Raw genomic sequence first — 25,896 nt, 5'->3', positions numbered from 1 at the left:
GTGTGCCCGCCCACCGTACCGGGGCGGGCGAGTGCGGGTACCGGACGGTCCTCGTGCGGAGCGACGGACGACAGTACGCTGAGCAGACCGGGCCGACTCAGGGTTCCGTGGTCTTGATGCTCCTCGCGGTCGCGGGGTCTGGCGCAGCGGGACGGCCCGGTCGGATCCGGAGTGCGCATCACTCCGACGAAGGGCTGGTCGACGTGACCGCCACTGTCCACACGTTCCCGCACCCCGTCGAACTCTTCGCCGGATCACCGCGCACGCCGCTCGGCCCGTGGTTCGCCTCCGTCGTCGAGCTGGTGCTCGCGTGACGCCCCGCCGCCAGGAGGACTGGCACCGACACGGACTCCGCTCGCCCGAGGACATCGCGTGGCTCGTCGCCTCGCGGCTCGGTGGGCCGGACGGCACGGCCGCCTTCGGCGGCTCGCTGCTCCGCGAACCGACGTACGCCGACTTCCTCGGCGCGCAGCGCTGATCGGGGTACCTGGCTGACGGGACGACGGACTGGAGGTGGGCTCCACCAGCCGGTACCGGCGCACCGCGCCAGCGGGGTGACGGCCGAGACTGGAGGGACGGTGCCAGCTGGCACCGCGCCTCCAGTCCGTCGTGGCGCGCGTCCAGAGCGTCAGACGGCCGCTTCCTCCAGCGCCGCGTCCGCGCGCTCCGGCGAACCCTCCGCGAGGCCGCGGGCGATCCGCCCCCGGGACGCTGCCCAGAGCACCAGGGCGGCGACGAACACGAGCACCTCGGTGACCGTCAGCGCCCAGATGATCCCGGCGAGCCCGAACCACAGGTTCCCGACGATGACGATCGGGATGAACAGCACGCCCTGTGCCATCGAGAGCACCATCGCGGGCAGCACCATCCCGGTCGCCTGGAACAGCGAGGTGAGCAGTCCGGTGAACCCGTTCACGATCGTCGCGACGAGCTGCGCCGTCAGGATGGTCAGGCCGATCGCCAGCACCGAGTGGTCGCCGGAGAAGATCGTGAAGACCTGCTCGCGGAAGACGAACACCGTGCCGGAGAACACCAGGACGATCGTCCCGACGGTGAACGCGGCACCGCGGAGTGCGGCACGGAGCCGGACCGCGTCCCCCTTGCCGAAGGCGTAGGCGAGCAGCGGCAGCACGCCGATGGTCACGCCCATGACGAGGAACTCCGGGACCTGGGCGATGCGCACGGCGACACCCATCGCGGCGAGCGGGTCGTCACCGTAGGCGGCGGCGAGGTTGTTGAGCACGAGGGTCGTGACGATGAGGAACGAGGCCTGCAGGAGTTCGCTCGAGCCGATGCCGAACACGCCCTTGAGGATGTCCGGACGGAGCGTGAACCACTTCGGCGCGAAGCTGACGTTCTCACTGTTCCGCTGGAGCCAGACGACCCAGTAGCCGATCGCGACGACGTTGCCCAGGCCGATGGCGAGCGCGGCGCCGGCGACGCCCCAGTGCAGCACGAGGATGAAGAGCACGTCGAACACGAGGTTGCCGACGGTCGACAGGACGAGGCCGATCATCGCCTGCCGTGCGGCTCCCTCGGACCGGACGACCTGCTCGAGGGCGAACGACGCGGCGAGCACCGGGACGAACGCGAGCATGACGGACACGTACGCGCTCGTGGCGGGCACCGCGGCCGCGTCGGCACCGAGCACGGCGACGAGTGGCTGCAGGAAGACCAGACCGACGACGGCGAGGACCGCGCCGGTGACGACGGCGCCCCACAGCGCGAACGAGGCGACGCGCTTGATGTCCTGCGCCTTGGCCGGATCGTGCTCCGAGGCGCCGAGCATGCGTGACATGAGCGCGCTGCCGCCGACGCCGAACACGCCGCCGACGGCCATGATGATGCCGAGGAGCGGGGTTCCGAAGGTGATCGCGGCGAGCAGCGAGGTGTCGTGCTGCGAGCCGATGAACCCGGCGTTGATGACGTTGTAGACGGCGCTGACGACCATCGCGGCGGCCATCGGCACGCAGAGGTGCACGAGCGCGCGGGTGATCGGGGCGGCGGACAGGTACCAGCGGTTCTTCCCCGCGGCGGTGTTCTCGGGGGTCGTGGTGGTGGCTGTGGTGCTCATGGCTGCCTCCTTCTGGGCAGGGCCCCGCTGCCCCGGCGGTGGGTCAGGGCATGACGGGGCGCGCGAGCGGCGGGTGCCGTCGCGTGGGTTGGTGGGGTGGCGCTACCGGGTGGGTTCGGGCAGCTCGGCGGTCACCTTCTGCAGGAGTGCCTGCAGGGTGGCCCGCTCGTCTGCATCGAGGGGCGCGAGCAGGACGTCGTCGAGGGCGACCATCGCGTCCTCGAACCCGGCGATGAGGGCGATCCCCTCGTCGGTGGCGTGCACGCGCTTCGTCCGGGCGTTCTCGGCGTCCGCGCGTCGTTCGATCAGCCCGCGACGCTCGAGTCCCTGCAGGAGGCTCGAGACGCTGGCTGCACTGGTCCGGGTGATGTCGGCGATGTCCCGCTGGATCGCCCCGGGCGTGTGCTGCAGGTACCCCAGCACGAAGGACTGCTCCTGGGTGAGGTCGCGTTCGCGGACCCACTCCTCGGCCGCCTTGCGCTGTGCCCACCCGATCCAGCGCATCTGCTGGAGGGGCGAGTCGAACCGGGGTGCCTGCTGCGTCATGATCAGAACACTAACCGTTCGAGTTCTAACTGTCAACGATCGAACTGATTGGTTTCGCTCCCATGCCCCGCACCCCGAACGGGGGTATCGCCAGGGTGGGGCGTGCCCCTTGTAGATTGCACAGGAACGCGGTCTCACCAACCGCCCATCCTCAGTTCGGTGACGACGCCGAGCCCACCCGAGGGGATCAGGACATGGCACGAGGACGAACGATGCGCGCACGATCGATGCGCCCGTCCGTCGCGGCCCGGCCCGTTCTCTGTCGCACCGGGGGTGATCACCCCGGATAGCCGCGCCCGCGCGGAGCACGACGCGCACACGTGACTCCGGGCCCGCCTCACCAGCGAGCCCGTCGGATCCCCCGCACCACCAGCGGGGGATGGATCAGCGGCGGAGCACTCCTCCGTCGGAGAAAGAGGCACCATGCCACGCACTGCAACACGCTTCGCGCTCCGCGCAGGCGCCACGGCCACCGTCGCGGCCGTGATCATCGGCGGAGCCGCGCTCCCCGCACACGCCGCCGCGTCCGACGCGACGCAGGCCGAAGGTCGGCTCCTCGCCGGCAGCGGCACCATCGACCTCGACGACGTCGCGGCGCTCGCCGGGTCCTTCGGGGCCACGGCTCCGGGAGGCACCGCCGGCGGTCAGTCCGACCCGCTCGACCTCTCGGTGCTCAACAGCATCGGGATCAACGTCCCGGGTGGCATCCAGCTGCTCGGCCAGAACGGCCTGGTGAACGTCGGCGTCGCCGGGCAGGTCGCCGCCACCGACACCACCTCGGCGGTCGCCGCCGCTGGTGCGGTCGGCGCGGACGGTGCGATCCAGGTCGGTCCGGGCACGCCCGGCGCCGGTGCCACCGTGAACCTCACGCCGCTCCTCGGCGACCTCGACGTCGACGGGGTCGTCAGCGAACTCTCCGTCGGACTCGGCGCACTGTCAGCCCGGGCCGAGGCCGACCGCACCTTCGACGGCGCGGACGTCACCACCGACTACCAGGTCGCCGGCGCGCAGGTCCGGCTCGTCAGCCCGGCCGTGCAGCAGCTCGTCCAGACGCTGGACACCTCGCTGGGCACGACCGACGACACCGTGAACGCGGCCCTCGGCGCGGACGGGCTCACCACCGACCTCACCGCGTCGCTGCTCGGCCCGGTCACCTCGGCCGTCAACACCCTCGGGCTCGGGGTGCTCTCGCTCGACGACACCACGGCACAGCTCACGGCCGACGTCGACCTGCAGGGTGCGCTGTCCACCGTCACCCAGCAGTCCCTGACGGACGGCCCGGTCACCATCGACCTGTCCTCCGGTGTGGTCTCGATCGACCTCGGACAGCTCTACACGCTGAACGACCTGCCCGCGAACACGACCCTGCTCGCGAGCGACACGATCAACGCGCAGATCACCGGCGCGATCTCGGACATCCTCACCGAGCAGCTCCCGGCGCTCCTCACGACGACGCTGACGAACGCGCTCGACGTCGCCGACGTGCAGCTCGTCGTCGACACCGGCGTCGACTTGCTCGGCGCGAACGTGGCCGGCCTGACGCTCACGGTCGACACCACCGTCGGCGACCTGCTCGGCACCGGTGACGGCGCCACGCTCACCGTCGCCGGTACCGGGATCCTCGGTCCGGTGCTCGGCACGCTGGACCCGCTCCTGCAGCCGCTGCTCGGTTCGACGATCGTGCCGGCGCTCACCGGCATCGTCGGTGACGTGCTCGGCGGGGACTTCGTCGCGGACACCGTGCAGGCCCTGCTCACCACGGTCACGGGCACCGTCACGGCGCTCGACCCGCTGCTCGACATCGTGAACCAGCTCGTCTCGATCACGATCAACTCGCAGACCGCGCCGGCGTTCACCGAGCCGACCGCCGACTCCACCGGAGCCACCACGGTCCGGGCGGTCCGCGTGCAGCTCCTGCCGGCCGCCGACCTGGCGACCGTCGACCTGGCGACCGCGACCGTGCAGGCGGACCCGTTCGCCGGCATCGCGATCACCACGCCGGAGGACGGGACGGACTACGCGGTACCGTCCGACGACGACACCACCGACGTCCCGGTCACGGGCACCGCGGAGCCGGACGCCGACGTCGACGTGACGCTCGACGGTGACGACGAGGGCGTCCAGTCGACGGTCGCGGACGAGGACGGCACCTGGACGGTCACGTTCCCGGACGTCGCGGTCGGCGACCACGAGGCCGTCGCCGTCGAGACCATCGGCACGCTCGTCAGCGACCCGGACTCGGTGACCTTCGCGGTCGCCGCAGCCCCGGTCGACCCGACCGATCCCGGAACGCCGGGTGGCCCGGGTGCGGGCGGCAACGGGGGTGCGGGCGGTGTCGGAGGTGCCGGCAACGGAGGTGCCGGCAACGGCTCCGGGACGGGCAGCCTCGCCTACACCGGCACCGAGGTCCTCCCGCTGCTGCTCCTCGCCGGCCTGCTCCTCGCGGCCGGTGGCGGCACCCTCGTCGCGCGACGCCTGCGCCGCGCCTGACCCGGACGGGCGTCGGCGGGTACCCGGCGCCCGTCTCACGGGGTCCGCGGCGCGTTCGGGTCGCCGCGGGCCCGCCGGTGCGGTGGTGGTTCGGGCCACCACCGCACCGGCACGTCCCGCTTCTGTCCCCGTCCCCGTCAGTTCTCGATCCCTGTCCTCGATCCGCGAAGTGAGGCCCACCGTGCACGACCACGACACCCACCCGCTCGACCGCCACGTCGGACCGCCGCACGTCGAACGGTTCGTGCTCACGAAGGCGCAGGAGACCATCGCCGTGGTCTGCACGTGCGCGATCGGCGCCGACCACGACAACACGATCCGCCCGGTCGGAGCGGAACCCGCGCGCTGAACCCTGTGCACCGGGCGGATGCAGCGGGATACTGGGGTGGTGCGTGAACTCCAAGCCGCCATCGCAGCGGACCTCAACGTCCAGCCGACCATCGACCCGGAGCAGGAGGTCGCCCGTCGCGTCGGGTTCCTCCGTGACTACCTGCTCACCACCGGCGCCAAGGGCTACCTGCTCGCGATCAGCGGCGGCCAGGACTCCACGCTCGCCGGCCGTCTGACCCAGCTCGCCGTCGAGTCCCTCCGGGCCGAGGGGCACCCCGCCGAGTTCACGACCGTCCGCATGCCGTACCGCGTGCAGGCCGACGAGGACGACGCCCAGCTCGCCCTGCGGTTCATCGCGGCCGACCCGGGCATCACCGTGAACATCGAGCACGGCGTGGACGGGGTCGTGCAGGACACCGCCGACTCCGGCGTCGAGCTCAGCGACTTCGTGAAGGGCAACGTCAAGGCCCGGATGCGCATGGTGGCCCAGTACGCCGTCGCCGGGCAGCGCGGGCTCCTCGTCGTCGGCACCGACCACGCGGCCGAGGCCGTGACCGGCTTCTTCACGAAGTACGGCGACGGCGGCGTGGACCTCACGCCCCTCACCGGCCTGTCGAAGAGCCAGGGTCGGCAGCTGCTCGAGCACCTCGGTGCCCCTGCTCGTCTCTACGAGAAGGCTCCGACGGCGGACCTGCTCGACGAGACGCCCGGCCAGACCGACGAGGCGAACCTCGGGCTGTCCTACGCCGAGATCGACGCGTACCTCCAGGGGCACGACGTGCCGCTCGAGGTCGCCGAGGCGATCGAGTCGCGCTACCGCGCGACCGAGCACAAGCGCCAGGTCCCGGCGACGCCCTTCGACGACTGGTGGCGTGCGGGCGCGTAGGCGCTCACGCAACACCGTCCTGGAGGCGCGGTGCGGGTCGGACCCGCACCGCGCCTCCTGTCCGTTCCGGGCTACAGGCCGAGCGCCCAGTCGAGCTGCGCGGAACCGAACGCGACCCGCATCGCCTCGCGTTCGTCCGCGGGGATGCCGAGGCCGCTCGCGACCCGGTCCCAACCGGCGACTGCGCCGGCCACGCGCTGCAGGTCGCCTTCCGCGTCTGCGCGGCGCAGCCGGAACGCGTCCGCGATGTCGAGCAGGTTCCGCAGGTCCCGGGACCTCGGGTCGTCGGCCGGTGAGATCGCCCGCGAGTCGATCACTCCGCGCTGCCGACTCGGGTTGACGTCGAACATCGGTGAGAGCCGCCAGCCTGCAGGCGTGTGGAGGAACGCGTGGTTCCGCCAGTGGTCGTCGACGTTGTTGACGAGGACGGAGAGCGCGATCCGGCCGAACATCTCGCGCAGGTCGTCCGCGGGTGCTGCGCTCCAGTGGTCGATGACGTCCGAGAGGTCCTCGTAGGTCAGCCGCGTGCCGTCGTCGTGCGCGCCGAGCTCCAGGGCGGTCCGAGCGGACATGTAGCCGAGGCGGTTCCCGTCTGCGTCCCGGTCGAAGCGCTCGGAGAGCAGCACCGCTCGCCCCGCACCCGGCGGGACGAGCGACCACCGCGGGACACGGAGTCCGGCGTCGGACGCGAGCGTGAGTGCAACGGCCTCCCACCGTTCGACGTCGAACCGGCCGTCCTTCGAGTGCGGGAGCTTCGCGATCGCGAGGGTACCGGCGGCCGTGACGACGTTCGCCTTCGGACGGGCACCACCGGGCGAGGTCGCGACGTCGCCGAGGTAGGCGATGTCCTCGTCGGTCGCTTCGTCGTCCTCGTACCGCGCAGCCGCCGCGAGGATGCGATCGAGGTCATGGAGGTTCGCGACGCCGGACTCCGATGACGACCACGAGTCGCCCGTCCGGAACCGGAGTGCTCCGATCCGGGTGTGGTCCGCCACGCCGAGCAGGTAGTCGAACTCGCCGAGCCGAGCGGGGAGCGAGGCGTCCCGCTGCCGACGGAGTGCGTGGTCCGCCCGGATCAGCTTCTGGCCCCAGTCGTCCGGCGCCGCATCACTGAAGGCACCAGGCAGGGTCTGGTTGTCGGCCGTGTACGTCCGACCCGGGCGGAGCGGGAGGTCGGGTGAGACCTGCCAACCGTCGCGGAGGAAGTCCGAGTCGTACTCGAACGACGACGAGGCGAGGGTCCGGAGCCCTTGGAACGACGGGCGGAGGGTGCCGACACGGCGCGGGCCGGGTGCCTCGCCGCTCCAGACCTCGACCGGTTCCTCGCTCACAGTGACCCGCCGCTGCTGAGGATGTCGTCGATCCGGGCACGCGCGGTCTCGCTCCGGAACGGGTCGATCGCGTCGATCGCGGTGTCCGCGATCCCGAGCGCTCCGAGGACGGCGAAGAGCGAGTCGACACGGCCGCCGGTGCCGGACTCGATCGCGCGCAGTGTGTCGCGGGTCACGGCCGCCCGGTCGGCGAGCTCCGCAGCTGACATGCCGTTGACGGATCGCCATCGCCGGATGTTCTCGCCGAAGGCGGCGAGTTGCTGACGCCGACGCGGTGACGAACGCTGGACCATGACGACCTCCTGACAGGAAAGTCTGCCACAAATCGGCGATTCTGGCAGGAAATCACGTCATAGACTCCGAAAATCTGTTGTTGGCCGCGCTCGGTGCTCGTAGGATGGACGCATCGGAACAACAGATGCGGAATCCAGGCTGCGGCCTGGTCCGGAGGGGGAGTCATGGAAGTCCTGTTCGCGCTCGGAGCCATCCCGCTGATCATCGTGGGGATCATCGTCCTCGCGGTCATCGCGCTGATCTACGCCAAGCTCGTCTACCGCAACGCCGGCGCCGACGAAGCGCTCATCATCACGGGCAAGCGGTCCCGCAAGGTGAAGAACTCCGACGGCACCGAGACCGTCGAGTCCGGGATCAAGGTCGTCCTCGGCGCCGGTGTGCTCGTCCGGCCGTTCTTCGAGAAGGTCGCGAAGCTGTCGCTCAGCTCCCGGGCGATCGACATCAACGTCAACGCGCAGGACTCCCGCGGCGTGACGATCGACGTCGAGGCGGTGGCGCTCGTCAAGGTGGGCGAGGCCGACGCCTCCATCCGGGCGGCGGCGCAGCGCTTCCTCGGGCAGGAGAAGAAGATCGACGACTTCGCTCGAGAGGTCCTGTCGGGTTCGCTCCGCGCCTCGATCGGTGCGACGGACGTGTCGACCATCATCCGGAACCGCGACCAGCTGACCGTCGCCGTGCTCGACGTCGCGAAGGACGCCCTGCACAGCCAGGGGCTCGACGTCGACTCCTTCGAGATCAAGGGCATCTCGGACCGCAACGAGTACATCAGCGACCTCGGCCGTGCCGAGCGTGCCCGTGTCCGGCTCGAGGCCGAGAACGCCGAGGCCCAGGCCGACCGCGAAGCGCGCGAGGCCCGTGCCACCGCGGACCAGGCCATCGCCGAGGCGGAGAACACCCTCGCGATCCGGCGTGCGGCCCTGCAGCTCGACGCCGACCGCGCGTCGGCCGAAGCGGCTGCGGCCGGCCCGCTCGCCCAGGCCCGTGCGGCGCAGGGCGTCGTGGAGCAGGAGCAGCTCACCGCGCAGAAGCGTGCCGAACTCCGTCGTGCCGAGCTCGAGTCCGAGGTGTCCGCCGTCGCCGAGGCGCAGGCGCGCAAGACCCGGGTCGAGGCCGAAGCGGCCGCTGCCGCCCAGGTCGAGACGGCTCGTGCACAGGCCGAGGCCCGCCGCATCTCGGCCGAGGCGATCGCCGCCGAGGCCAAGGCAGAAGCCGAGGCGCGCAAGCTCGCCGCCGACGCCTCCCGCGCCGAGGGCGAGGCCGCTGCCGACGCGATCCGCGCCAAGGGTCAGGCCGAGGCCGATGCCACGAAGGCCCAGGCCGACGCTCTCGCGCAGCACTCCGAGGCCGTCCTGCGGGTCAAGGCGATCGAGACGCTGCCGAGCATCGCCCGCGAGCTCGCGGCGCCGATGGGCAACATCGACAAGCTCACGGTCGTATCGTCCGACGGCGCCGGTGCGCTGTCGAAGAGCGTCGTGAGCCAGTTCAGCGAGGTCGATGCCCTGCTCGGTACCACCGCAGGCTTCACCCTGAGCGACATCGTGAAGAGCACGACGACCGGTCAGGCGGCGGCCCGTGCGGTGGTGCGCGAACAGGCGCAGGAGTCAGTGACCGAGTAGTCGGTCGCCGGCGCGGGCGCGGCGGGGCTCAGTCCTCGTCGCGCCCGTCGTCGTTCCGGTGCTCACGCTGCTGCCCGCCGGCGTCCTCGCGCTGACCGTGGCCGGCGCTGTGGTCGTCACCGTGCTCGGCGTCGCGTTGGTCCGCCAGTCGTTGCTGCCAGACGACGCTGCGGGCGGCGCCCTCCAGGATGTCGTCGACGCTCCGGCCCGTCTGGGCGGCGAGGGCGCCGCTGAGACCCGCGGTGAGCGTGCCCCCGGCCGACGCCAACCGTTCGACCACCTGCTCCTGCCGCTCGGTGAGTGGTTCGTCGATCATCTCGTCGATGGTGTCGCGGATGTTCTGTTCGCTCGCGTCCAGAGCCGCCTCGTCGCCGGAGTGCAGCGCTGCTGCCTCTCCGACGACGACGAGTCCGAGCCGCGCAGCATCGTCTTCCGGACGCTGGCCTTCGTGCTCGTCAGTCATGAGCGGGACCGTACGCTCCGCGGTGCCGCGCTTCCTGGATCAACGGGGTACTGCGCGGCCTCGGCCCCACCGCTGGAGCAGCCATTCCGCTGCTGCCAGTCCCTCGGCGCGCTGGAACGCGCGGAGCGTCGGCATGTTCGGGACGGCGGGCCGCGACGCCTTCTCGAAGAAGGTCCCCGCGAGTCCGGCGAGCACGGCGTCGACGGTCGTCCCCGGCAGTCCGGCGAACACCCGGTGCGTCGCGAGGTGGTGTTCGACGTCGGTGTCCTCGCCGCGGACGAGCATGTCGAGCAGGTACGTCAGCGGGTCGAACCAGTGGACGCCGACCGCTGCCCACGGCCAGTCGACGACCCAGACCCGACCATCGGCAGTGACGAGCAGGTTGTCCGCGCGGCAGTCCACGTGTGCCAGGTACCCGCCGTCGAGGAGTCCGGCGGCCGGCAGGGCCGCGTGTCCGAAGTCAGCTGCGGCCGAAGCGACGTGCTCCGGGACGACCTCGGGCATCCCGCTGGCGAGCATCCGGTCCCACGCCCCGAGTTCGTCGGCGAGCTCGTCGGTGAGCCGCGGCAGTGCCGCCAGGGGTCCGGTCGCGGGCGGCAGGGTGTCGAGCGCATCGAGGACCGCGGTCACGTCCGAGCCGTCGAGCGCTCGACCCGGGTGCTGTCCGTCGACGTCCTCGAGCACCAGCGCGATCCACTCGTCACGGTCCACCGTCTCGTGCAGCGTGTCGATCAGGCGAGGTGCCTGCACGGACGCCGGCAGGTGCGCCATGACCCGGGCCTCCTGTTCGTGCAGCCGGAAGCCGTCGTCGTTCCGGGAGCGTGCGAGCGTCTTCACGAAGGCCGCACGACCGTTCGCGGTGACCACGCGATCGGCACCGCCGGGGGAGTACCCGCCCACCTGGGACACCGCATCGACGACCGGTCCGCCGAGGGTCGCCTCGATCCGTGCGCGCAGTGTCCCCGGTACGTCGTCCCACCTCGTCCGCCCCATAACGGAGCACGGTACCTGAGAGGCCGTTCACCGAACGTGCGCAATGGGAAAGTTTGCGTTGGCGGCAAACCTGCTCTTGGTGTAAAGTTGCAGCGTCTGCAAGGTTGACCCGCCGTCATCGGCCCGCCACAACGCTCCGGCGTCCCTCGCGACCACGACCACCACACGCACCCCTGAAGGACCCCCATGTCTACTGCCACCGCACCCGTCGAGGTGCAGCGCGGACGACAGAGCTCCCCGGCTGACCAGCCCGGGAAGCCGATCATGTCGCACCGTCAGATCCTCCTCGTCATCTACGGCCTCATGGCCGGCATGTTCCTGTCGTCGCTCGACCAGACGATCGTCGGCACGGCCATCCGCACCATCGGCGACGACCTGCACGGCCTCGACCAGCAGGCCTGGGTGACGACCGCGTACCTGATCGCGAGCACCATCACGACGCCGATCTACGGCAAGCTCTCCGACGTCTTCGGCCGTCGTCCGCTCTACATCTTCGGCATCGCGGTCTTCATCCTCGGCTCGCTGCTCTCGACGATGTCGACCTCGATGATCATGCTCGCCGCGTTCCGTGCCTTCCAGGGCATCGGTGCCGGTGCGCTGATGTCGCTGCCGCTCGCGATCATGGGTGACATCCTCGCCCCCCGTGAGCGTGCGAAGTACCAGGGGTACTTCCTCGCGGTGTTCGGCATCTCGTCCGTGATCGGTCCGCTCATCGGCGGTCTGTTCGCCGGCGCGAGCACGATCCTCGGTGTCACCGGTTGGCGCTGGGTCTTCCTGATCAACGTCCCGATCGGCGTGGCCGCGCTCCTCATGGTCATCGCGTTCCTGCACCTTCCGAAGTTCGGCGACGCCAAGGCCAAGCCGCGCATCGACTGGTGGGGCGCCACCTCGGTCATCGTGACCCTCGTCCCCCTCCTCCTCGTCGCCGAACAGGGCCGCACCTGGGGCTGGGGTTCGGCCGGCGCGATCGCCTGCTACGTGATCGGTGCGCTCGGTCTCGTCGCGTTCCTCGTCATCGAGACGCTCATGAAGGACGACGCGATCATCCCGCTGAAGCTGTTCCGCTCGGGCGTCTTCTCGATGGCCACGATCCTCGGCTTCCTCGTGGGCTTCGCGATGTTCGGCGCCATGCTGACCATCCCGCTGTACCTGCAGATCGTCACCGGGCTGACCCCGACCGAGTCGGGCTTCGCGACCCTGCCGATGATCGGTGGACTGATGATCGCCTCGATCGCCTCCGGCCAGATCGTCGCCCGCACCGGCAAGTACCGGATCTTCCCGGTGATCGGCACCGCGCTCGTCTCGATCGGCTACGTCGTCCTGACGTTCATGACGATCGACAAGCCGCTCTGGTTCCTGATGATCGGCATGTTCCTGATCGGCCTCGGCCTCGGCCAGCTCATGCAGAGCATCACCCTCGCCTCGCAGAACTCGGTGCAGCCGCGTGACATGGGTGTGGCGACCAGCTCGGCGACGTTCTTCCGCCAGATCGGTGGAACGCTCGGCACCGCGGTGCTCCTGAGCGTCCTGTTCTCGATCATGCCGGCGAACATCCTGCACGCCACGGCCGACCAGAAGAACCTGACCGGCGCACTCGACGCCGCGCTCAACCCGACGGTCGCCAGCGCCAAGGCGAACCAGGGCGTCATGGACCAGATCTGGAACCCGATCGTCACGCCGATCAAGCAGCAGGTGCAGTCCGGCCTCGACGCCGCGACCGCGCAGGTGACGCAGGCCACGGCTGGTGCTCCCGAGGCGGTCCAGCAGCAGGCCCTCAACGCCGCCGCCGACAAGGCGCACGCCAGCGTGCAGGACGGCAAGCTCGTCGTCGACTGGTCCGACTCGGCCCAGCGCACGTACTGGGTGGAGGACCTCGCACCGACCCTGTCGAAGCAGATCGACAAGGGCGCCGGCGACAAGGGCTCCTCGAGCAGCGAGACGAGCGACACGTCCTACCTCAACGGTGCGGACTCGGCGCTGACGCGGCCGTTCATGACCGGCTTCAACACGTCGGCCGTCACGGTCTACTGGGTCGGCTTCGCGGTCATCCTGCTGGCGTTCGTCCTCAGCTGGTTCTTCAAGGCGCCGCCGCTCCGCAAGAGCTCGGCACTGCAGGAGCAGGCGGACAGCGACCGCACGGCGGACGACCTCGAGGTCCAGGCGGTCAAGGCCGCGGACACCATGGGCTCGCCCACGGCGCCCGTCACCGGTTCGATCGCCGTCCAGCGCGGTTCGTCGGACGACTAGGCCGCTCGGGGCCTCCCACCGCACAGGTGGGAGGCCCCGATCCGCACCAGGAGCAGCACGTGACCACCACCGAAGCACCACGCAGCGCCGACGCACGCAGCGCCGCTGACAGCGGCCTGCGGGAGCGCAAGAAGCAGCAGACCCGGGCGGCGATCCACCACGCGGCGATCGACCTCGTCACGGACCGTGGACTCGCCGGCGTCACGGTCGAGGAGATCTGCGCCGCCGCCGGGGTCTCGCCGCGGACGTTCTTCAACTACTTCCCGTCGAAGGGCCACGCCGCGCTCGGGCTCCCGACGACGACGATCCCCGCCGCGGCTCGCGAGGCCTTCCTCGCGACGTCGGGCCCGCTCGTGTCCGACCTCTGCGAGCTCGTCGCGCAGACGGTGAACCTCCCCGAGGACCGTCGCCGCATGAAGGCTCTCGTGCAGGCACGGCCGGAGATGGTGCCGACGATGCTGCAGTGGATGGCCGAGGCGCGGCTCGCCGTCGTCGAGGTCGCCGCCGAACGCACCGACGCCGACTCGGCACGGACCGCCGTCACGCTCGTGATGGCCGCCGTCATCGAGGCGGCGCACCGGTTCACGGTCGCGTCACGCGACGAGCTGGCCGACCGCCTCCGTGAGGTGGTCGCCGAGATGGGGCGGCTCGCCGCCGCCTGACCAACGCGACGCGCGGGGACGCCCCCGGCGCACCGCGAGCACGGCCTGGAGGCGCGGTGCGGGTCCGACCCGCACCGTGCCTCCAGGCCGTTGGTGCGTTCCGACCAATCGCGGCCGACCTGGAAAGCGGAATCGCGCGTAGGGGGCAGGGCTTTCCTGCCTCCCATGCGCGGAACAGCCTCGTACGCGCGGAACAGCCTCGTACGCGCGGAACAGCCTCCTACGCGCGGAACGGTACCAACCCGAACTGGGACACGAGGCCCGCAGTCATCGGGTCACTCAGGGCCGCTTGTGACCAGAACGCGACAAAATTCGCTCTTGACAGCAGATACATCGGATGTTTCGATTGCCTCGTTCGGTCGACGAAGACCGGACGGGCAGGAGACACGATGAGCCGCATCACCGGTCTGCGCGTGCGCGACGTCCGGTTCCCGACCTCGCGGGAACACGACGGGTCCGACGCGATGAACCCGGCACCCGACTACTCCGCCGCCTACGTCGAGATCACCACCGACGCCCTCGACGGCCACGTCGGCGCAGCGTTCGTCTTCACCATCGGCCGCGGCAACGAGGTGCAGGAAGCGGCGATCGCAGCCCTCCGCGAGCACGTCGTGGGTGCCGACGCCGAAGCGGTCCTCGCCGACATGGGCGGCACGTGGCGCACCCTCGTGCACGACTCGCAGCTCCGCTGGCTCGGCCCGGAGAAGGGCGTCATGCACATGGCGATCGGCGCCGTGGTGAACGCCCTCTGGGACCTCAGGGCGAAGCGCGCCGGGCAGCCGCTGTGGGCACTCCTCTCGGACCTGAGCCCCGAGGAGCTCGTCGACCTGGTGGACTTCCGGTACCTCTCCGACGCCATCACCCCGGCCGAGGCGCTCGAGCTGTTCCGCGCGGCCGAACCCCGCCGCGCCGAACGCCGTCGGCGGTTGGAGCAGACCGGGTACCCGGCGTACACGACCACTCCGGGGTGGCTCGGCTACGACGACGAGAAGCTCGCCCGCCTCTGCCGCGAGGCCGTCGACGAGGGCTTCGCCCAGATCAAGCTCAAGGTCGGCGGCGACGTCGACGAGGACGTCCGACGGATGGCGATCGCCCGCGCCACGGTCGGCCCGGACATCCGGATCGCGATCGACGCCAACCAGCGGTGGGACGTCGACGAAGCAGTGGCCTGGATCGAGCGGCTCGAGCAGTTCGACGTCGCCTGGGTCGAGGAACCGACGAGTCCCGACGACGTCCTCGCGCACGCCGAGATCGCCCGCCGCATCGCCCCGATCCCGGTGGCGACCGGGGAGCACATGGCGAACCGGGTGATCGCGAAGCAGCTCATCCAGGCCCACTCGATGTCGGTCCTGCAGATCGACGCGACCCGGGTCGCCGGCGTGAACGAGAACCTCGCGATCCTGCTCCTCGCGGCGAAGCACGGCGTCCGGGTCTGCCCGCACGCCGGCGGGGTCGGCCTGTGCGAGGCCGTCCAGCACCTGTCGATGTTCGACGCGGTCGCCCTCACCGGCGACCTCGACACCCGCTGCATCGAGTACGTCGACCACCTGCACGAGCACTTCGTGACCCCGGTCGACGTGCACGACGGGCACTACTGGCCCCCGACCGCCCCCGGCGCCGGGACCGAGATGCTCGCCGACTCCCTCGCCACGTACTCGTACCCGGACGGCCCGGTCTGGGCCGGTTCGACCGAGTCGATCCCCGACGCGGTCCGCGTCGCCTGACCAACACACCCCCACCCTCACCCGATCACCACGACGAAGTGGAGACTCCGATGCAACGACGACGGATGTTCGCCGGGCTCGCGGCGGCAGCTGCCGCGGCCCTCGTGCTCACCGGCTGTTCCTCCGGCAGCAGTGCCGGCGGGAGCCAGTCGAAGGACGCCCTGACCTGGTCCATGTGGATCGCCGGGAAGGAGGACAAGGCAGCCTGGCAGAAGGTCGCCGACACCGTGAAGAGCGAGGACGGCATCACCCTGACGATCCAGGGCGCGCCGTTCGAGAACTACTTCACGAAGCTCAGCACGCAGTTGAGTGCCGGCGGTGCCCAGTGCGTCGTGAGCATGCAGTCCCTCCGCGCCGCGAACTACACGTCGTCGCTGTTGCCGCTCGACGACCTCGCAGAGAAGGACGGCACCGACCTGTCCGCGTTCGACAGCACCGCGCTCGACGGCATGAAGTCGACGGGAAGCTCTACGGACTGCCCTACGACACCGGGCCCATCATGATGTTCTACAACAAGGACGTCTTCGAGAAGGCAGGCGTGGCCGAGCCGAAGCCCGGCTGGACCGTCGACGACTTCGAGGCTGCCGGGGCCGCGCTGAAGGCCAAGGGCATCACGATGTTCGGCTCGACCGTCGGAGACCTCAACCTCGAGTCGCTGGTCTACGGCTACAACGGTGGCCGGGTGATCACCTCCAGCGGCAAGCTCGACGCGACGAACGCGAAGTTCGCGGACGGCCTCGACTGGCTCGCCTCGCTCGTCGAGAAGGGGTACGCCACGCAGGCGTCGTCGGACTCGTCGACCCCCGGCAACGACTTCGCCGCCGGCAAGGTCGCGATGTACACCGACGGTCCGTGGTCGCTCATCAGCCAGAAGGCCAAGGTGCAGTTCGACCTCGGCGTCACGACGCTCCCCGCCGGGACGTCCGGTCCGTCGACCTTCGCGGCCGGCTCGGGCTTCGGCATCTCGAAGCAGTGCAAGTACCCGGAGCAGGCGTTCAAGGCCGTCCAGACGATGACCAGCGAGAAGGTCCTGACGTCGCTCGCCGAAGCGGGACGTGCCTTCCCCGGCCGCACCGCCGCCCAGTCGGCGTGGTACTCGAGCGCCGGCATCGACGGCGCCGAGGCCGCGCTCAAGGCAGGACTGGCGAAGTCGTCGCCGCTCCTCGGGAACAAGCAGAGCGACCAGCTCTCGCAGCTGTTCACGCAGTACGCGCTGCAGGCGGTGAACGGGCAGACCTCCGGCAAGGAGTCCATGTCCTCCATCGCGGGCCAGCTCGGCACGCAGTGACCAGCTGAACCAGTGAGCGGACTGGAGGCCCGTTGCGGCCCCGCCACGGGCCTCCAGTCCGATCCATCCCCTGTTCAGGACCGCGCGAACGACGAGGAGGTCGTCGCATGACCACCATCCAGGACCCACCGGCCGAAGCGGCCGTCCCCGCGGTCGCGACCGCGGTCGCGGTCGGGACCGCCACCCCACGGCGGAAGGGCGGCGAGGACACGAGCGCGCTCGGACGGCGCTCCTGGTGGGGCGCCGCCTTCGCCGCGCCGCACTCGATCGGCCTCGTCGTCTTCACCGCGTTCCCGATCGTCGCGTCCCTCGTCGTGAGCTTCATGAACTGGCCGATGCTCGGCGAACGCAGCTGGGCTGGCATCGAGAACTACGCCCGGCTCTTCGCCGACCCGGTGTTCCGGACCGTGGCGCTCAACACGGCGCTGTTCGTGGTGCTGTACGTGCCCCTCAACCTCGTCGTGTCGCTCGGGCTCGCCGCCTGGCTGACGCCGCGGATCGCCGGCCGGCACGTCTTCCGCGTCCTGTTCTTCATCCCGACCATCACGCCGATCGTCGCGAACGTCGTGGTGTGGCGGATGCTCTACCAGCCCGGTGGCGCGATCGACGCATCCCTGCAGTCCACCGTCGGCGTGCACGCGCCGAACTTCCTCGCCGACGAGCACTGGGCGATGCTCGCCATCGTCGCGATGAGCGTGTGGCAGGGCTTCGGCTACAACATGCTGATCTTCTCGGCGGCGCTCGACGCCGTGCCGGAGAACCAGATCGAGGCCTCGCAGCTCGACGGAGCGAACGCCTGGCAGACGTTCTGGGCCATCAAGTTCCCGCTCATCTCGCCGTCGGTCTTCTTCGCGACGATGATGACGCTGATCACCTCGTTCCAGGTGTTCGTCCAACCGTTCGTCCTGACGAAGGGCGGGCCGGGCACCGCGACGGAGACCCTCGTGCAGTACATCTACAACACCGGCTTCCAGAACCAGCAGCTCGGGCTGGCATCGGCCGGCGCCTGGGTGCTGTTCGTGATCATCCTCGGGATCACGGCCATCCAGTTCCTCGGCCAGAAGCGGTGGGTGCACTATGAGTGAAGCAGTCCGCGGTCGCCTCGGCGCCACGACGTCGAACCGGACGGTCAACCCGCGCGCCGTGGCCAGGACGAAGTCCGCACCACGACCCGGACGGGTGCGGCACGCGATCGGGTACGCCCTGCTCTGCCTCGTCGCGCTGCTGTTCGTCTCGCCGCTCATCTACATGGTGGCGACGAGCCTCAAGCCCGCCGACCAGGTGTTCACCACCCCGCCGACGCTCTGGGGCCGCTCGCTCGAGTGGGACAACTACGTGCAGGCGTTCACCTACCTGCCGTTCGCGCGGTTCATCCTCAACGGCGTGTTCGTGGCGGCGGTCGGGACCGCGATCAACGTCGCCGTGGCCGTGCTCTCCGGGTACGCGTTCTCCCGGCTGCGCTGGCGTGGACGGAACACCGTGTTCCTGCTGTTCCTCGTCACGCTGATGATCCCGCAGGACGTCCTCGTCATCCCGATGTACGTGATGATGCAGGGCTTCGGCTGGGTCGACACGTTCCAGGCGCTCATCATCCCGTGGGCGTTCACGGCGCTCGGGGCGTTCCTCATCCGGCAGTTCTTCCTCACCGTGCCGCAGGAGCTCGACGACGCCGCCCGGGTCGACGGAGCCGGAGCGATCCGGACGTTCTTCTCGGTGATGCTCCCGCTCGCCCGCCCCACCATGGCCGTGCTCGCCGTGTTCTCGTTCATCTCCTACTGGAACTCGTTCCTCTGGCCGCTCGTCGTCGTGAACGACGTCGAGGCCCACGGCACCATCCCGCTCGGCCTGCAGCAGTTCTTCGGGCAGCAGGGCTCCGAGTGGAACCTCGTGATGGCAGCGTCGGTGATCTCGATGCTGCCCACCGTCATCCTGCTGATCCTGCTCCAGAAGCACCTCGTCAAGGGCATCGTCACCTCCGGCCTCGGCGGCCGCTGACACCCGTCCCACCTGAAAGGAACACTGGCCCCATGACCATCACCGCACCCGCCTCGCCGCAGGTCGACCCCGACACGAACGGTCTGCCCGCCTGGTTCGCCCACGACCGCTTCGGCATGTTCATCCACTGGGGGCTGTACGCCCTGCCGGCACGGCACGAGTGGGTGAAGAACCGCGAGCGGATCACCGACGCCGACTACCAGAAGTACTTCGACCACTTCGACCCGGACCTGTTCGACGCCGCCGACTGGGCCCGCCGTGCCCGCGAGGCGGGGATGAAGTACGTCGTCCTCACCACGAAGCACCACGAGGGCTTCGCGCTCTGGGACAGCGCACTGACCGACTACAAGTCCACGAACACCCCGTTCGGCCGGGACATCGTCCGCGAGTTCGTCGACGCCGTCCGCGCCGAGGGCCTACGGGTCGGGTTCTACCACTCGCTCATCGACTGGCACCACCCGGACTTCACGATCGACGGCGTGCACCCGCGGCGGGACGACGGCGACGCGGCGATCGCGGCGCTCAACGAAGGTCGCGACATGGCCCGCTACCGTTCCTACCTCCACGGCCAGGTGGAGGAACTGCTGACCGACTACGGGCGGATCGACTACCTGTTCTACGACTTCTCGTACCGCGACAACGACCACGAGGACATCTGGGGCGGCAAGGGCCGCGACGACTGGGGGTCCTCGGAGCTGCTCGAGCTGACCAGACGGCTCCAGCCCGGCATCATCGTCAACGACCGGCTCGACCTGCCCGGCGACATCGTCACACCCGAGCAGTACCAGCCCGACAAGCCGATGGAGGTCGACGGCGTCCAGGTGCCGTGGGAGGCCTGCCAGACCCTGAACGGCTCGTGGGGCTACGACCGCGACAACCTGAACGTCAAGAGCACGGACCTGCTCGTCCGGATGCTCGTCGACGGGGTGTCGAACAACGGGAACATGCTCCTCAACGTCGGGCCGACCGGTCGCGGCGAGTTCGACGAGGTCGCTCGGACGGCGCTCGCCGGGATCGGCGACTGGATGCGTCGGCATGACCGGTCCGTCTACGGCGCCGGGCCGTCGACGTTCACCGCGCCGGCCGGCACCGTCTACACGCAGAACGGCAACCGGCTGTACCTGCACCTGTTCACGTGGCCGTTCGAGCACGTGCACCTGGCCGACCTCGCCGGCCGGGTGGAGTACGCGCAGCTGCTGAACGACGCGTCCGAGATCCACTACCGGGAGATCCCGCCGGGGACCCGCGCGCAGAACACCGGGCTCGGCGGGCAGCCCGCCGGGACGCTGACGCTCACGCTGCCGATCGTGCGGCCGGACGTCGCCGTGCCCGTCGTCGAGCTGTTCCTGCGCGACTGATGCAGCGCATCCTCTCGAGGACCCGACTGCGCAGCGGGATGGAGGCGGAGTACGAACGCGTGCACGCCGCCATCCCGCCCGCGCTCGTCGAGCGACTCCGGGCTGCCGGGGTGTCGAACTGGAGCATCTGGCGCGACGGCCAGGACCTCGTCCACCTCATCGAGGTCGAGGACTACCGCGCGATGCGCCGCTCGTTGGCGGACGATCCGGTGAACGCCGCCTGGCAGGACGTCGTCAACCCGCTGCTCGAGGCCGACGACGACTACTCGGGGAACGATGACGGCGTGCCGCTCGTCTGGACCCTGTCGGGGCAGGTCGACCGGTGAACGGCACGACGGTCGACCTCGACCGCGGGCCGTTCTGGTTCGGCGGCGCGGGCATCGGGAACCTGCTGCGGCCGGTGTCCGACGACGACGCGCGGGCCACGGTCGACGCCGCCTGGGACGCCGGTGTCCGCGGGTACGACACCGCACCGCACTACGGCCTCGGACTGTCCGAGCGCCGGCTCGGGGCGGCGCTCGCCGGACGGCCCCGATCGGACTACATCGTGTCGAGCAAGGTCGGGCGCCTGCTCGTCCCCGGTCGTGGCGACGGCGACGACCTGGAACCGGGCGGCTTCGCGGTGCCGAACGACCTCGTCCGACAGTGGGACCCGTCCCCTTCGGGCGTCCGGAGGTCCCTCGACGAGTCGCTCGGTCGGCTCGGACTCGACCACGTCGACATCGCGTACCTGCACGATCCGGACGTGTACTCGCTGCCGGACGGTCTGACCCAGGCGCTGCCCACCCTCGCCGAGCTGCGGGACGAGGGCGTGGTCCGTGCGGTCGGCGTCGGGTCGAACTCGGTGGAGGCCCTCGACGCCGCGGTGTCGACCGGCCTGTGCGACGTCGTGATGCTCGCGGGCCGGTACACGTTGCTCGAACAACCGGCGGCGGCCCTCGTCGCACGGTGCGAGGAGCTCGGCGTCGCGGTGGTGGCGGTCGGCGTCTACAACTCCGGGTTGCTCGGGGTCGACCGGCCCGGAGCCGGGGCGACGTACGACTACGCGACCGCGCCCGGGTCCCTCGTTGAGCGGGCGAACGCGATCGCCGACGTCTGCGAACGGCACGGCGTCACCCTGCCCGAGGCGGCGCTGGCGTTCCCGCGCCGAGCCGCTGCCGTCCGGGCGATCGCCCTCGGTGCCCAGTCCGCCGACCAGGTGCGCTCAAACGTGGCGCGCGCCGCGGCCGTCGTGCCCGAGGCGCTGTGGGACGACCTGCGCGCGGCGGGCCTGCTCGGCGGCTGACGGCACTGCGCCCCCGTACGAACATCGCGCCCCGTCTCAACGGGGCGCGATGTTCGTACGGGGGCGCGGCGGGACGCCGGACGCGTCAGTTCGTGCGCGCCGAACGACCCGCGAAGCGCGTGTAGACGAACAGCACGATGATCGCGCCGATGATCGACCCGATGATCCCCGCTGGCTGGAAGAAGCCGTCCATCGGGTCGTGCTGGAAGATCAGGAAGCCGAGGAAGCCCCCGACGAACGACCCGATGATCCCGAGCAGGATGGTCATGGGGATCGAGATGTGCTGCTTGCCGGGGATGACCAGTCGCGCGATGGCGCCGGCGATGAGTCCGATGATGATCAAGCTGATGATGAGACCGAGCACGGTTTCCTCCTCGTGGGTGCGGTTGCCGCGGCATGGTTGCCGGAGTCAGGGCCGACGTCCGACCCAACACGCCCCTGCCTGGGTGCGTCCTCAGTCGAGGGAACGGCGGAGCCAGCGCTCGACGCCCTCGACGTGCGAAACCACCAGCGCCTGCACGAGCTGCGGGTCCCGGCGGCGGATGGCGTCCACGATCGCCGCGTGCTCGTCGAGGGTGCGCTGCACGGAGCCGTTCTGCGTCAGGCCGCGCCACACCCGCACCCGCACGGTCTTGCTCGACAGCGCGTCGAGCAGCCCGGAGAGGTACTGGTTCCCGCCGATGCCGGCGATCGTGGAGTGGAACAGGAGGTCGTGGGCGACGAGGTCCTCGACGCCGGTGTCCTCGCCGACGGAGTGCATCAGGGTCGCCAGGTCGTCGATCTGCTGCTCCGACGCACGGGCGGTCGCGAGGACGGCGGACGCGGGCTCCAGGATGCGGCGGACCTCGAGCAGGTCGACGAGAGAGCGGTCGTGGTGCATGTCGACGACGAACGACACCGCCTCGAGCAGCACCGACGGCTCGAGCGAGGTGACGTAGGTGCCGTCACCGCGCCGGACGTCGAGCACGCGGATGAGTTCGAGGGCCTTCACCGCTTCGCGCAGGCTGTTCCGTGACAGCCCCAGTGACTCGCTGAGCTCCTTCTCCGGCGGCAGGCGCTGCCCGGGCTGGAGTTCGCCGCTCACGATCATCTGCTGGATGCGCGCGATCGCGTCGTCCGTCAGCGAAGCCACGTCACCACCTCCTGGGACCCGACCACGAGCGGACGGGACACGCTGACGATACCGGCACCGTGCCTCTCCCCACCGGCACGGCCGGTCCGCCGCTGGCGCGTCGGCCCGGAACCGGCGGCGTGGGCCCAGGCCGTCCGATCGGGACCATCAGGCGGGCCGGAGCCGCAGCGCCTGCATCCCGCCGTCGACCGCCAGGTCGACCCCGGTCGTCGACCGGGCGAGGGGACTCGTCAGGTACGCGACCGCCTCGGCGACCTCCTCGGCCGCGACGAGTCGGCCGTGCGGTTGGCGTGCCTCCAGGGCAGCGCGTTCCGCTGCCGGGTCGCCCGCGGTCGAGAGCAGTCGCGCGACCCACGGGGTGTCCGCGGTGCCGGGGTTGACGGCGTTGACGCGGACGCCCTCGCGGAGGTGGTCCGCGGCCATCGCCCGGGTGAGCGCCGCGATGGCGCCCTTCGTCGCGGAGTAGAGCGCGCGCTGGGGGAGTCCGGCGGTGGCCGCGATCGAGCAGGTGTTCACGATGCTGGCGTTGCCCGAGGCCCGCAGGTGCGGCAGTGCGGCGCGGGAGAGCCGCACGGTGCCGAGCACGTTGACCTCGTACACGCGGCGCCACTCGTCGTCGGGGTTGTCCTCGACCGTGCCCTGGGCGCCGATGCCGGCGTTGTTCACCAGGACGTCGAGGCCGCCGAGGTGCTCCACCGCGGCGTCGACGGCGGTGCGCACGGAGTCGTCGTCGCTCACGTCGCACGGGACCGAGAACACACCGGCCGCCGAGGCCTGCAGGTCGAGCACGGCGACCGTCGCCCCGCGCTCCTGCAGCGCCTGGACGATCGCGGCTCCGATGCCCGAGGCGCCGCCCGTCACGATCGCCCGGACGCCGTCGTGGCTCCGCCCGCCGACGGAGCTGCGCACCTCGGCCATCACGCCGCCCCGATCGTCTGACGCTGCGAACCGAGCCCGTCCACCGTCAGCTCGACCACGTCGCCGGGCTGCAGGTACGGTGCACCGCTCCCGAGCGCGACGCCCGCGGGGGTGCCGGTGCTGATCACGTCGCCGGGGTACAGGACCATGAACTGGGACAGGTACCGGACGATCTCGGCGGGCCGGAAGATCATGTCCGCGGTGGTGCCGTCCTGACGCACCTCGCCGTTGACGCTCAGACGGAGCGCGATGGCCGCGGGGTCGACCTCGTCGGGGGTGACCAGCCAGGGCCCGAGCGGGTTGAACGTCTCGCAGGACTTCCCCTTGTCCCAGGTGCCGCCGCGTTCGAGCTGGAACTCCCGCTCGGACACGTCGTGGGCGATGGCGTACCCGGCGATGTGCGTCGCGGCCTCCTCGGCGGAGCCGCAGTACCGAGCCGTGGTGCCGATGACGATCGCGAGCTCGATCTCCCAGTCGGTCTTCGTGCTGCCGCGGGGGACGAGCACGTCGTCGTCGGGACCGATCACCGTCATCGGGTCCTTCATGAACACGATCGGCTCGGTGGGGATCTCGGCGCCGGTCTCGGCCGCGTGGTCGCGGTAGTTCAGGCCGATGCACACGACCTTGCCGGGGCGGGCGACGGGAGCGCCGCGTCGCAGTGCGTCGGCGTCCGCGCGGGGCAGCACCGGGAGGTCGCCGGCCGCCCGGGCGTGACGGACGAGTTCGACCGGGCCCGGGTCGGACGCCAGGAACGGCCCGCTGATGTCGCTCGTGATGCTGCGGAGGTCGAGGACCTCGTCGTCGGTGTCGATGGCCACGGGGATCTCGTTCCCGGCGGGGCCCAGTCGTGCGAACCGCATCGTTCCTCACTCTCCTGCTGCGACGGTGCAGCAAAAACATCCTATGTCTGGCTCGATGCTCCAGCAAGGTACACGCGCTCGGCCGTGCCACGGAACACGGCGTCGCGCTCCGCTGGCGTCAGGCCGGAGAGTGCTTCCTGGGTGGTGCGCAGAACGTCCACGTAGTCGGTCGCGAGGGTCGACACCGGCCAGTCGGAGCCGAACATCGAACGATCCGGCCCGAAGGTCTCGACGGCTTCACGGGCGTACCGGGCGACGGGCTGGTGCTGCCAGTCCGGACCCGCTTCGGTGAGCAACCCGGACACCTTGCAGACGACGTTCGGCCTCGCCGCGAGGTCGCGCATCCGTTCCCGCCACCCGAGATCACCGTGCTCGATCGTCGGCTTCCCCGCGTGGTCGAGCACGAACGACGCCTCCGGTACGGCGTCGACCAGGGCGAGTGCAGCAGCGTGTTCCCGTGCCCGGATGAGCAGGTCGAAGACGATTCCAGCCGTGGCCAGTGCCCGCGCTCCGCGGACGACGTCGGGGCGCGCGAGCCACTCGGGATCGGGTTCGTCCTGCGCCTGGTGCCGGATCCCGACCAGGCGCGGGTGGGCGATGGTGGCCAAGCGGTCCGCGACGTCGGGCGCCGTCAGGTCGACCCAGCCGACGACGCCGGCGACCGGTGCGGGCTGCGCGAGGAGCCACGCTGTCTCGCCGGGATCGTGGACGGCCTGCACGACGATCGTCCGCGTGACGTCGGTGCCCTGCGTCGCGGTGCGGAGGTCGTCCACGTCGAACCGCCGGCGGATCGGGGCGACGGAGTCGTCCATCCACGGGTACGGCCGGTCGGCGGGGTCCCAGAGGTGGTGGTGAGCATCGATGATCACGCGGCCATCATGCCCGATTCATCCGATGTCCGCGCGGATGTGGGTGCGCAGACCCACCACGAACTGGAGGCGCGGTGCACGTCGGGCGCGCACCGCGCCTCCAGACTTGGTCGCGTTCTGACCCATCACGCGCACCCTGGAAAGCGGAATCGCACGTAGGAGGCCAGAAGTTCCTGCCTCCTACGCGCGATTCGACCTCCTACGCGCGGGTCGACTTCCTACGCGCGGATCGGCGCGATTCGGGCGCGCGCACCGCGTCAGACGACGCCGGCGGCCTCGAGCTCCGAGCGCAGCTCGGCGTCGGACGGCTCCACGAAGTGCTTGCCGTTCGGCAGCACCACCACGGGGATGTTCTTGCGGCCGCTGATCTCCTCGGCACGTCCGGCGGCCGACAGGTCCGCCTCGACGTCCACGTACTCGTAGTCGACCCCGAGGGTGTCGAGCAGCGCCTTGGAACGGCGGCAGTCGCGGCACCAGTCCGCACCGAACATCGTGACCTTGTCGAAGGATGCATCGCTCATGTCCAGAGACTACG

The 25,896-nt window shown here is 70.5% G+C and carries 27 protein-coding genes; 15 read left to right on the top strand and 12 right to left on the bottom strand.

Annotated features, from left to right (window positions below; genetic code table 11):
* Nucleotides 1-310 precede the first annotated feature (310 nt).
* Nucleotides 311-478, top strand: coding sequence for a hypothetical protein (locus tag FS532_RS18665; RefSeq protein ID WP_186321972.1), 168 nt, complete (start codon nt 311-313; stop codon nt 476-478).
* A gap of 150 nt (nt 479-628) precedes the next feature.
* Here FS532_RS18665 and FS532_RS08725 read toward each other — a convergent pair whose 3' ends face one another.
* Complete coding sequence (locus tag FS532_RS08725) at nt 629-2,074, bottom strand: MATE family efflux transporter (RefSeq protein WP_144752879.1); 1,446 nt, start codon at nt 2,072-2,074, stop codon at nt 629-631.
* Nucleotides 2,075-2,176: 102 nt separating this feature from the next.
* A complete protein-coding gene (locus tag FS532_RS08720) occupies nt 2,177-2,620 on the bottom strand; it encodes a MarR family winged helix-turn-helix transcriptional regulator (RefSeq protein WP_222121968.1) in 444 nt (147 codons plus the stop codon).
* Nucleotides 2,621-3,043: 423 nt separating this feature from the next.
* On the opposite strand from FS532_RS08720, the gene FS532_RS08715 reads away from it, so the two are divergent.
* The 3 genes from FS532_RS08715 (at nt 3,044) to nadE (ending at nt 6,326) form a co-directional block, all read left to right on the top strand.
* Nucleotides 3,044-5,110, top strand: coding sequence for a choice-of-anchor G family protein (locus FS532_RS08715; RefSeq protein WP_144752875.1), 2,067 nt, complete (start codon nt 3,044-3,046; stop codon nt 5,108-5,110).
* Between the two features lie 169 nt (nt 5,111-5,279).
* A complete protein-coding gene (locus FS532_RS08710) occupies nt 5,280-5,459 on the top strand; it encodes a hypothetical protein (RefSeq protein WP_144752871.1) in 180 nt (59 codons plus the stop codon).
* Between the two features lie 39 nt (nt 5,460-5,498).
* The gene (nadE, locus tag FS532_RS08705) at nt 5,499-6,326 is read left to right on the top strand and encodes an ammonia-dependent NAD(+) synthetase (protein WP_144752868.1); all 828 of its coding nucleotides are present in this window, start codon (nt 5,499-5,501) and stop codon (nt 6,324-6,326) included.
* Nucleotides 6,327-6,397: 71 nt separating this feature from the next.
* Here nadE and FS532_RS08700 read toward each other — a convergent pair whose 3' ends face one another.
* Together FS532_RS08700 and FS532_RS08695 are read right to left on the bottom strand one after the other, a co-directional pair.
* Entirely contained in the window at nt 6,398-7,657 is a 1,260-nt protein-coding gene (locus FS532_RS08700) for a type II toxin-antitoxin system HipA family toxin (protein ID WP_144752866.1), read from the bottom strand.
* Complete coding sequence (locus FS532_RS08695) at nt 7,654-7,950, bottom strand: helix-turn-helix domain-containing protein (protein ID WP_144752863.1); 297 nt, start codon at nt 7,948-7,950, stop codon at nt 7,654-7,656. Before FS532_RS08695 ends, FS532_RS08700 begins: the two co-directional genes overlap by 4 nt.
* Nucleotides 7,951-8,115: 165 nt before the next feature.
* On the opposite strand from FS532_RS08695, the gene FS532_RS08690 reads away from it, so the two are divergent.
* A complete protein-coding gene (locus tag FS532_RS08690) occupies nt 8,116-9,567 on the top strand; it encodes an SPFH domain-containing protein (protein ID WP_144752860.1) in 1,452 nt (483 codons plus the stop codon).
* A 28-nt stretch (nt 9,568-9,595) separates the two neighbouring features.
* On the opposite strand, the gene FS532_RS08685 is transcribed toward FS532_RS08690, so the two are convergent.
* Nucleotides 9,596-10,030 carry a hypothetical protein gene (locus FS532_RS08685; RefSeq protein WP_144752857.1) on the bottom strand — a complete coding sequence of 145 codons (435 nt, stop codon included), beginning with the start codon at nt 10,028-10,030 and terminating at the stop codon, nt 9,596-9,598.
* A 39-nt stretch (nt 10,031-10,069) separates the two neighbouring features.
* The gene (locus FS532_RS08680) at nt 10,070-11,023 is read right to left on the bottom strand and encodes an aminoglycoside phosphotransferase family protein (RefSeq protein WP_144752853.1); all 954 of its coding nucleotides are present in this window, start codon (nt 11,021-11,023) and stop codon (nt 10,070-10,072) included.
* A gap of 186 nt (nt 11,024-11,209) precedes the next feature.
* Here FS532_RS08680 and FS532_RS08675 point away from each other — a divergent pair, with 186 nt between their 5' ends.
* The 10 genes from FS532_RS08675 to FS532_RS08635 all read left to right on the top strand — a co-directional run bounded on the left by FS532_RS08675 (nt 11,210) and on the right by FS532_RS08635 (nt 21,582).
* Nucleotides 11,210-13,270 (top strand): MDR family MFS transporter, encoded by a 2,061-nt coding sequence (locus FS532_RS08675; protein WP_144752850.1) that lies wholly within the window; start codon nt 11,210-11,212, stop codon nt 13,268-13,270.
* A 59-nt stretch (nt 13,271-13,329) separates the two neighbouring features.
* Nucleotides 13,330-13,932: a TetR family transcriptional regulator gene (locus tag FS532_RS08670; RefSeq protein WP_144752847.1), complete on the top strand. Its 603-nt coding sequence runs from the start codon at nt 13,330-13,332 to the stop codon at nt 13,930-13,932.
* A 389-nt stretch (nt 13,933-14,321) separates the two neighbouring features.
* Nucleotides 14,322-15,656 (top strand): enolase C-terminal domain-like protein, encoded by a 1,335-nt coding sequence (locus FS532_RS08665; RefSeq protein WP_144752844.1) that lies wholly within the window; start codon nt 14,322-14,324, stop codon nt 15,654-15,656.
* A 50-nt stretch (nt 15,657-15,706) separates the two neighbouring features.
* Nucleotides 15,707-16,159 (top strand): extracellular solute-binding protein, encoded by a 453-nt coding sequence (locus FS532_RS19025; RefSeq protein ID WP_260852624.1) that lies wholly within the window; start codon nt 15,707-15,709, stop codon nt 16,157-16,159.
* Entirely contained in the window at nt 16,156-16,944 is a 789-nt protein-coding gene (locus tag FS532_RS08660; RefSeq protein WP_260852623.1) for an extracellular solute-binding protein, read from the top strand. Before FS532_RS19025 ends, FS532_RS08660 begins: the two co-directional genes overlap by 4 nt.
* 107 nt (nt 16,945-17,051) lie before the next feature.
* Entirely contained in the window at nt 17,052-18,029 is a 978-nt protein-coding gene (locus FS532_RS08655) for a carbohydrate ABC transporter permease (RefSeq protein ID WP_144752841.1), read from the top strand.
* The gene (locus FS532_RS08650) at nt 18,022-18,939 is read left to right on the top strand and encodes a carbohydrate ABC transporter permease (RefSeq protein ID WP_144752838.1); all 918 of its coding nucleotides are present in this window, start codon (nt 18,022-18,024) and stop codon (nt 18,937-18,939) included. The genes FS532_RS08655 and FS532_RS08650 overlap by 8 nt, the downstream gene beginning before the upstream one ends.
* 32 nt (nt 18,940-18,971) lie before the next feature.
* Nucleotides 18,972-20,297 (top strand): alpha-L-fucosidase, encoded by a 1,326-nt coding sequence (locus tag FS532_RS08645; RefSeq protein ID WP_144752835.1) that lies wholly within the window; start codon nt 18,972-18,974, stop codon nt 20,295-20,297.
* Complete coding sequence (locus tag FS532_RS08640; protein WP_144752832.1) at nt 20,297-20,623, top strand: L-rhamnose mutarotase; 327 nt, start codon at nt 20,297-20,299, stop codon at nt 20,621-20,623. The genes FS532_RS08645 and FS532_RS08640 overlap by 1 nt, the downstream gene beginning before the upstream one ends.
* On the top strand, nt 20,620-21,582 hold the full coding sequence (locus FS532_RS08635; RefSeq protein WP_144752829.1) for an aldo/keto reductase: 963 nt from the start codon (nt 20,620-20,622) through the stop codon (nt 21,580-21,582). The genes FS532_RS08640 and FS532_RS08635 overlap by 4 nt, the downstream gene beginning before the upstream one ends.
* An 85-nt stretch (nt 21,583-21,667) precedes the next feature.
* Here the strand turns inward: FS532_RS08635 and FS532_RS08630 are convergent, their stop codons facing one another.
* The 6 genes from FS532_RS08630 to FS532_RS08605 all read right to left on the bottom strand — a co-directional run bounded on the left by FS532_RS08630 (nt 21,668) and on the right by FS532_RS08605 (nt 25,882).
* The gene (locus tag FS532_RS08630) at nt 21,668-21,946 is read right to left on the bottom strand and encodes a GlsB/YeaQ/YmgE family stress response membrane protein (RefSeq protein WP_079237190.1); all 279 of its coding nucleotides are present in this window, start codon (nt 21,944-21,946) and stop codon (nt 21,668-21,670) included.
* A gap of 90 nt (nt 21,947-22,036) precedes the next feature.
* A complete protein-coding gene (locus FS532_RS08625) occupies nt 22,037-22,714 on the bottom strand; it encodes a FadR/GntR family transcriptional regulator (protein WP_079237189.1) in 678 nt (225 codons plus the stop codon).
* Between the two features lie 147 nt (nt 22,715-22,861).
* A complete protein-coding gene (locus FS532_RS08620; protein ID WP_144752826.1) occupies nt 22,862-23,632 on the bottom strand; it encodes an SDR family NAD(P)-dependent oxidoreductase in 771 nt (256 codons plus the stop codon).
* Nucleotides 23,632-24,492, bottom strand: coding sequence for a fumarylacetoacetate hydrolase family protein (locus FS532_RS08615; RefSeq protein WP_144752823.1), 861 nt, complete (start codon nt 24,490-24,492; stop codon nt 23,632-23,634). Before FS532_RS08615 ends, FS532_RS08620 begins: the two co-directional genes overlap by 1 nt.
* A 41-nt stretch (nt 24,493-24,533) precedes the next feature.
* On the bottom strand, nt 24,534-25,361 hold the full coding sequence (locus FS532_RS08610; protein WP_222121966.1) for an amidohydrolase family protein: 828 nt from the start codon (nt 25,359-25,361) through the stop codon (nt 24,534-24,536).
* Between the two features lie 257 nt (nt 25,362-25,618).
* Nucleotides 25,619-25,882 carry a glutaredoxin family protein gene (locus FS532_RS08605; protein ID WP_144752820.1) on the bottom strand — a complete coding sequence of 88 codons (264 nt, stop codon included), beginning with the start codon at nt 25,880-25,882 and terminating at the stop codon, nt 25,619-25,621.
* Nucleotides 25,883-25,896 lie beyond the last annotated feature (14 nt).

This window comes from Curtobacterium pusillum (assembly GCF_007673235.1).
Taxonomy (GTDB): domain Bacteria; phylum Actinomycetota; class Actinomycetes; order Actinomycetales; family Microbacteriaceae; genus Curtobacterium; species Curtobacterium pusillum_C.
Note: the sequence above shows the minus strand (reverse complement) of the source record. Positions and strands in the feature narration are given on the sequence as shown.

Bases quoted from the DNA above. Each gene is read 5' to 3' on its own strand.
- FS532_RS08620 (WP_144752826.1), bottom strand. From the start codon at position 23,632: ATGGCCGAGGTGCGCAGCTCCGTCGGCGGGCGGAGCCACGACGGCGTC.
- FS532_RS08605 (WP_144752820.1), bottom strand. From the start codon at position 25,882: ATGAGCGATGCATCCTTCGACAAGGTCACGATGTTCGGTGCGGACTGG.
- FS532_RS08685 (WP_144752857.1), bottom strand. From the start codon at position 10,030: ATGACTGACGAGCACGAAGGCCAGCGTCCGGAAGACGATGCTGCGCGG.
- FS532_RS08655 (WP_144752841.1), top strand. From the start codon at position 17,052: ATGACCACCATCCAGGACCCACCGGCCGAAGCGGCCGTCCCCGCGGTC.
- FS532_RS08720 (WP_222121968.1), bottom strand. From the start codon at position 2,620: ATGACGCAGCAGGCACCCCGGTTCGACTCGCCCCTCCAGCAGATGCGC.
- FS532_RS19025 (WP_260852624.1), top strand. From the start codon at position 15,707: ATGCAACGACGACGGATGTTCGCCGGGCTCGCGGCGGCAGCTGCCGCG.
- FS532_RS08665 (WP_144752844.1), top strand. From the start codon at position 14,322: ATGAGCCGCATCACCGGTCTGCGCGTGCGCGACGTCCGGTTCCCGACC.
- FS532_RS08650 (WP_144752838.1), top strand. From the start codon at position 18,022: ATGAGTGAAGCAGTCCGCGGTCGCCTCGGCGCCACGACGTCGAACCGG.
- FS532_RS08680 (WP_144752853.1), bottom strand. From the start codon at position 11,023: ATGGGGCGGACGAGGTGGGACGACGTACCGGGGACACTGCGCGCACGG.
- FS532_RS08645 (WP_144752835.1), top strand. From the start codon at position 18,972: ATGACCATCACCGCACCCGCCTCGCCGCAGGTCGACCCCGACACGAAC.
- FS532_RS08660 (WP_260852623.1), top strand. From the start codon at position 16,156: ATGATGTTCTACAACAAGGACGTCTTCGAGAAGGCAGGCGTGGCCGAG.
- FS532_RS08675 (WP_144752850.1), top strand. From the start codon at position 11,210: ATGTCTACTGCCACCGCACCCGTCGAGGTGCAGCGCGGACGACAGAGC.
- FS532_RS08695 (WP_144752863.1), bottom strand. From the start codon at position 7,950: ATGGTCCAGCGTTCGTCACCGCGTCGGCGTCAGCAACTCGCCGCCTTC.
- FS532_RS08725 (WP_144752879.1), bottom strand. From the start codon at position 2,074: ATGAGCACCACAGCCACCACCACGACCCCCGAGAACACCGCCGCGGGG.
- FS532_RS08715 (WP_144752875.1), top strand. From the start codon at position 3,044: ATGCCACGCACTGCAACACGCTTCGCGCTCCGCGCAGGCGCCACGGCC.
- FS532_RS08690 (WP_144752860.1), top strand. From the start codon at position 8,116: ATGGAAGTCCTGTTCGCGCTCGGAGCCATCCCGCTGATCATCGTGGGG.
- FS532_RS08615 (WP_144752823.1), bottom strand. From the start codon at position 24,492: ATGCGGTTCGCACGACTGGGCCCCGCCGGGAACGAGATCCCCGTGGCC.
- FS532_RS08640 (WP_144752832.1), top strand. From the start codon at position 20,297: ATGCAGCGCATCCTCTCGAGGACCCGACTGCGCAGCGGGATGGAGGCG.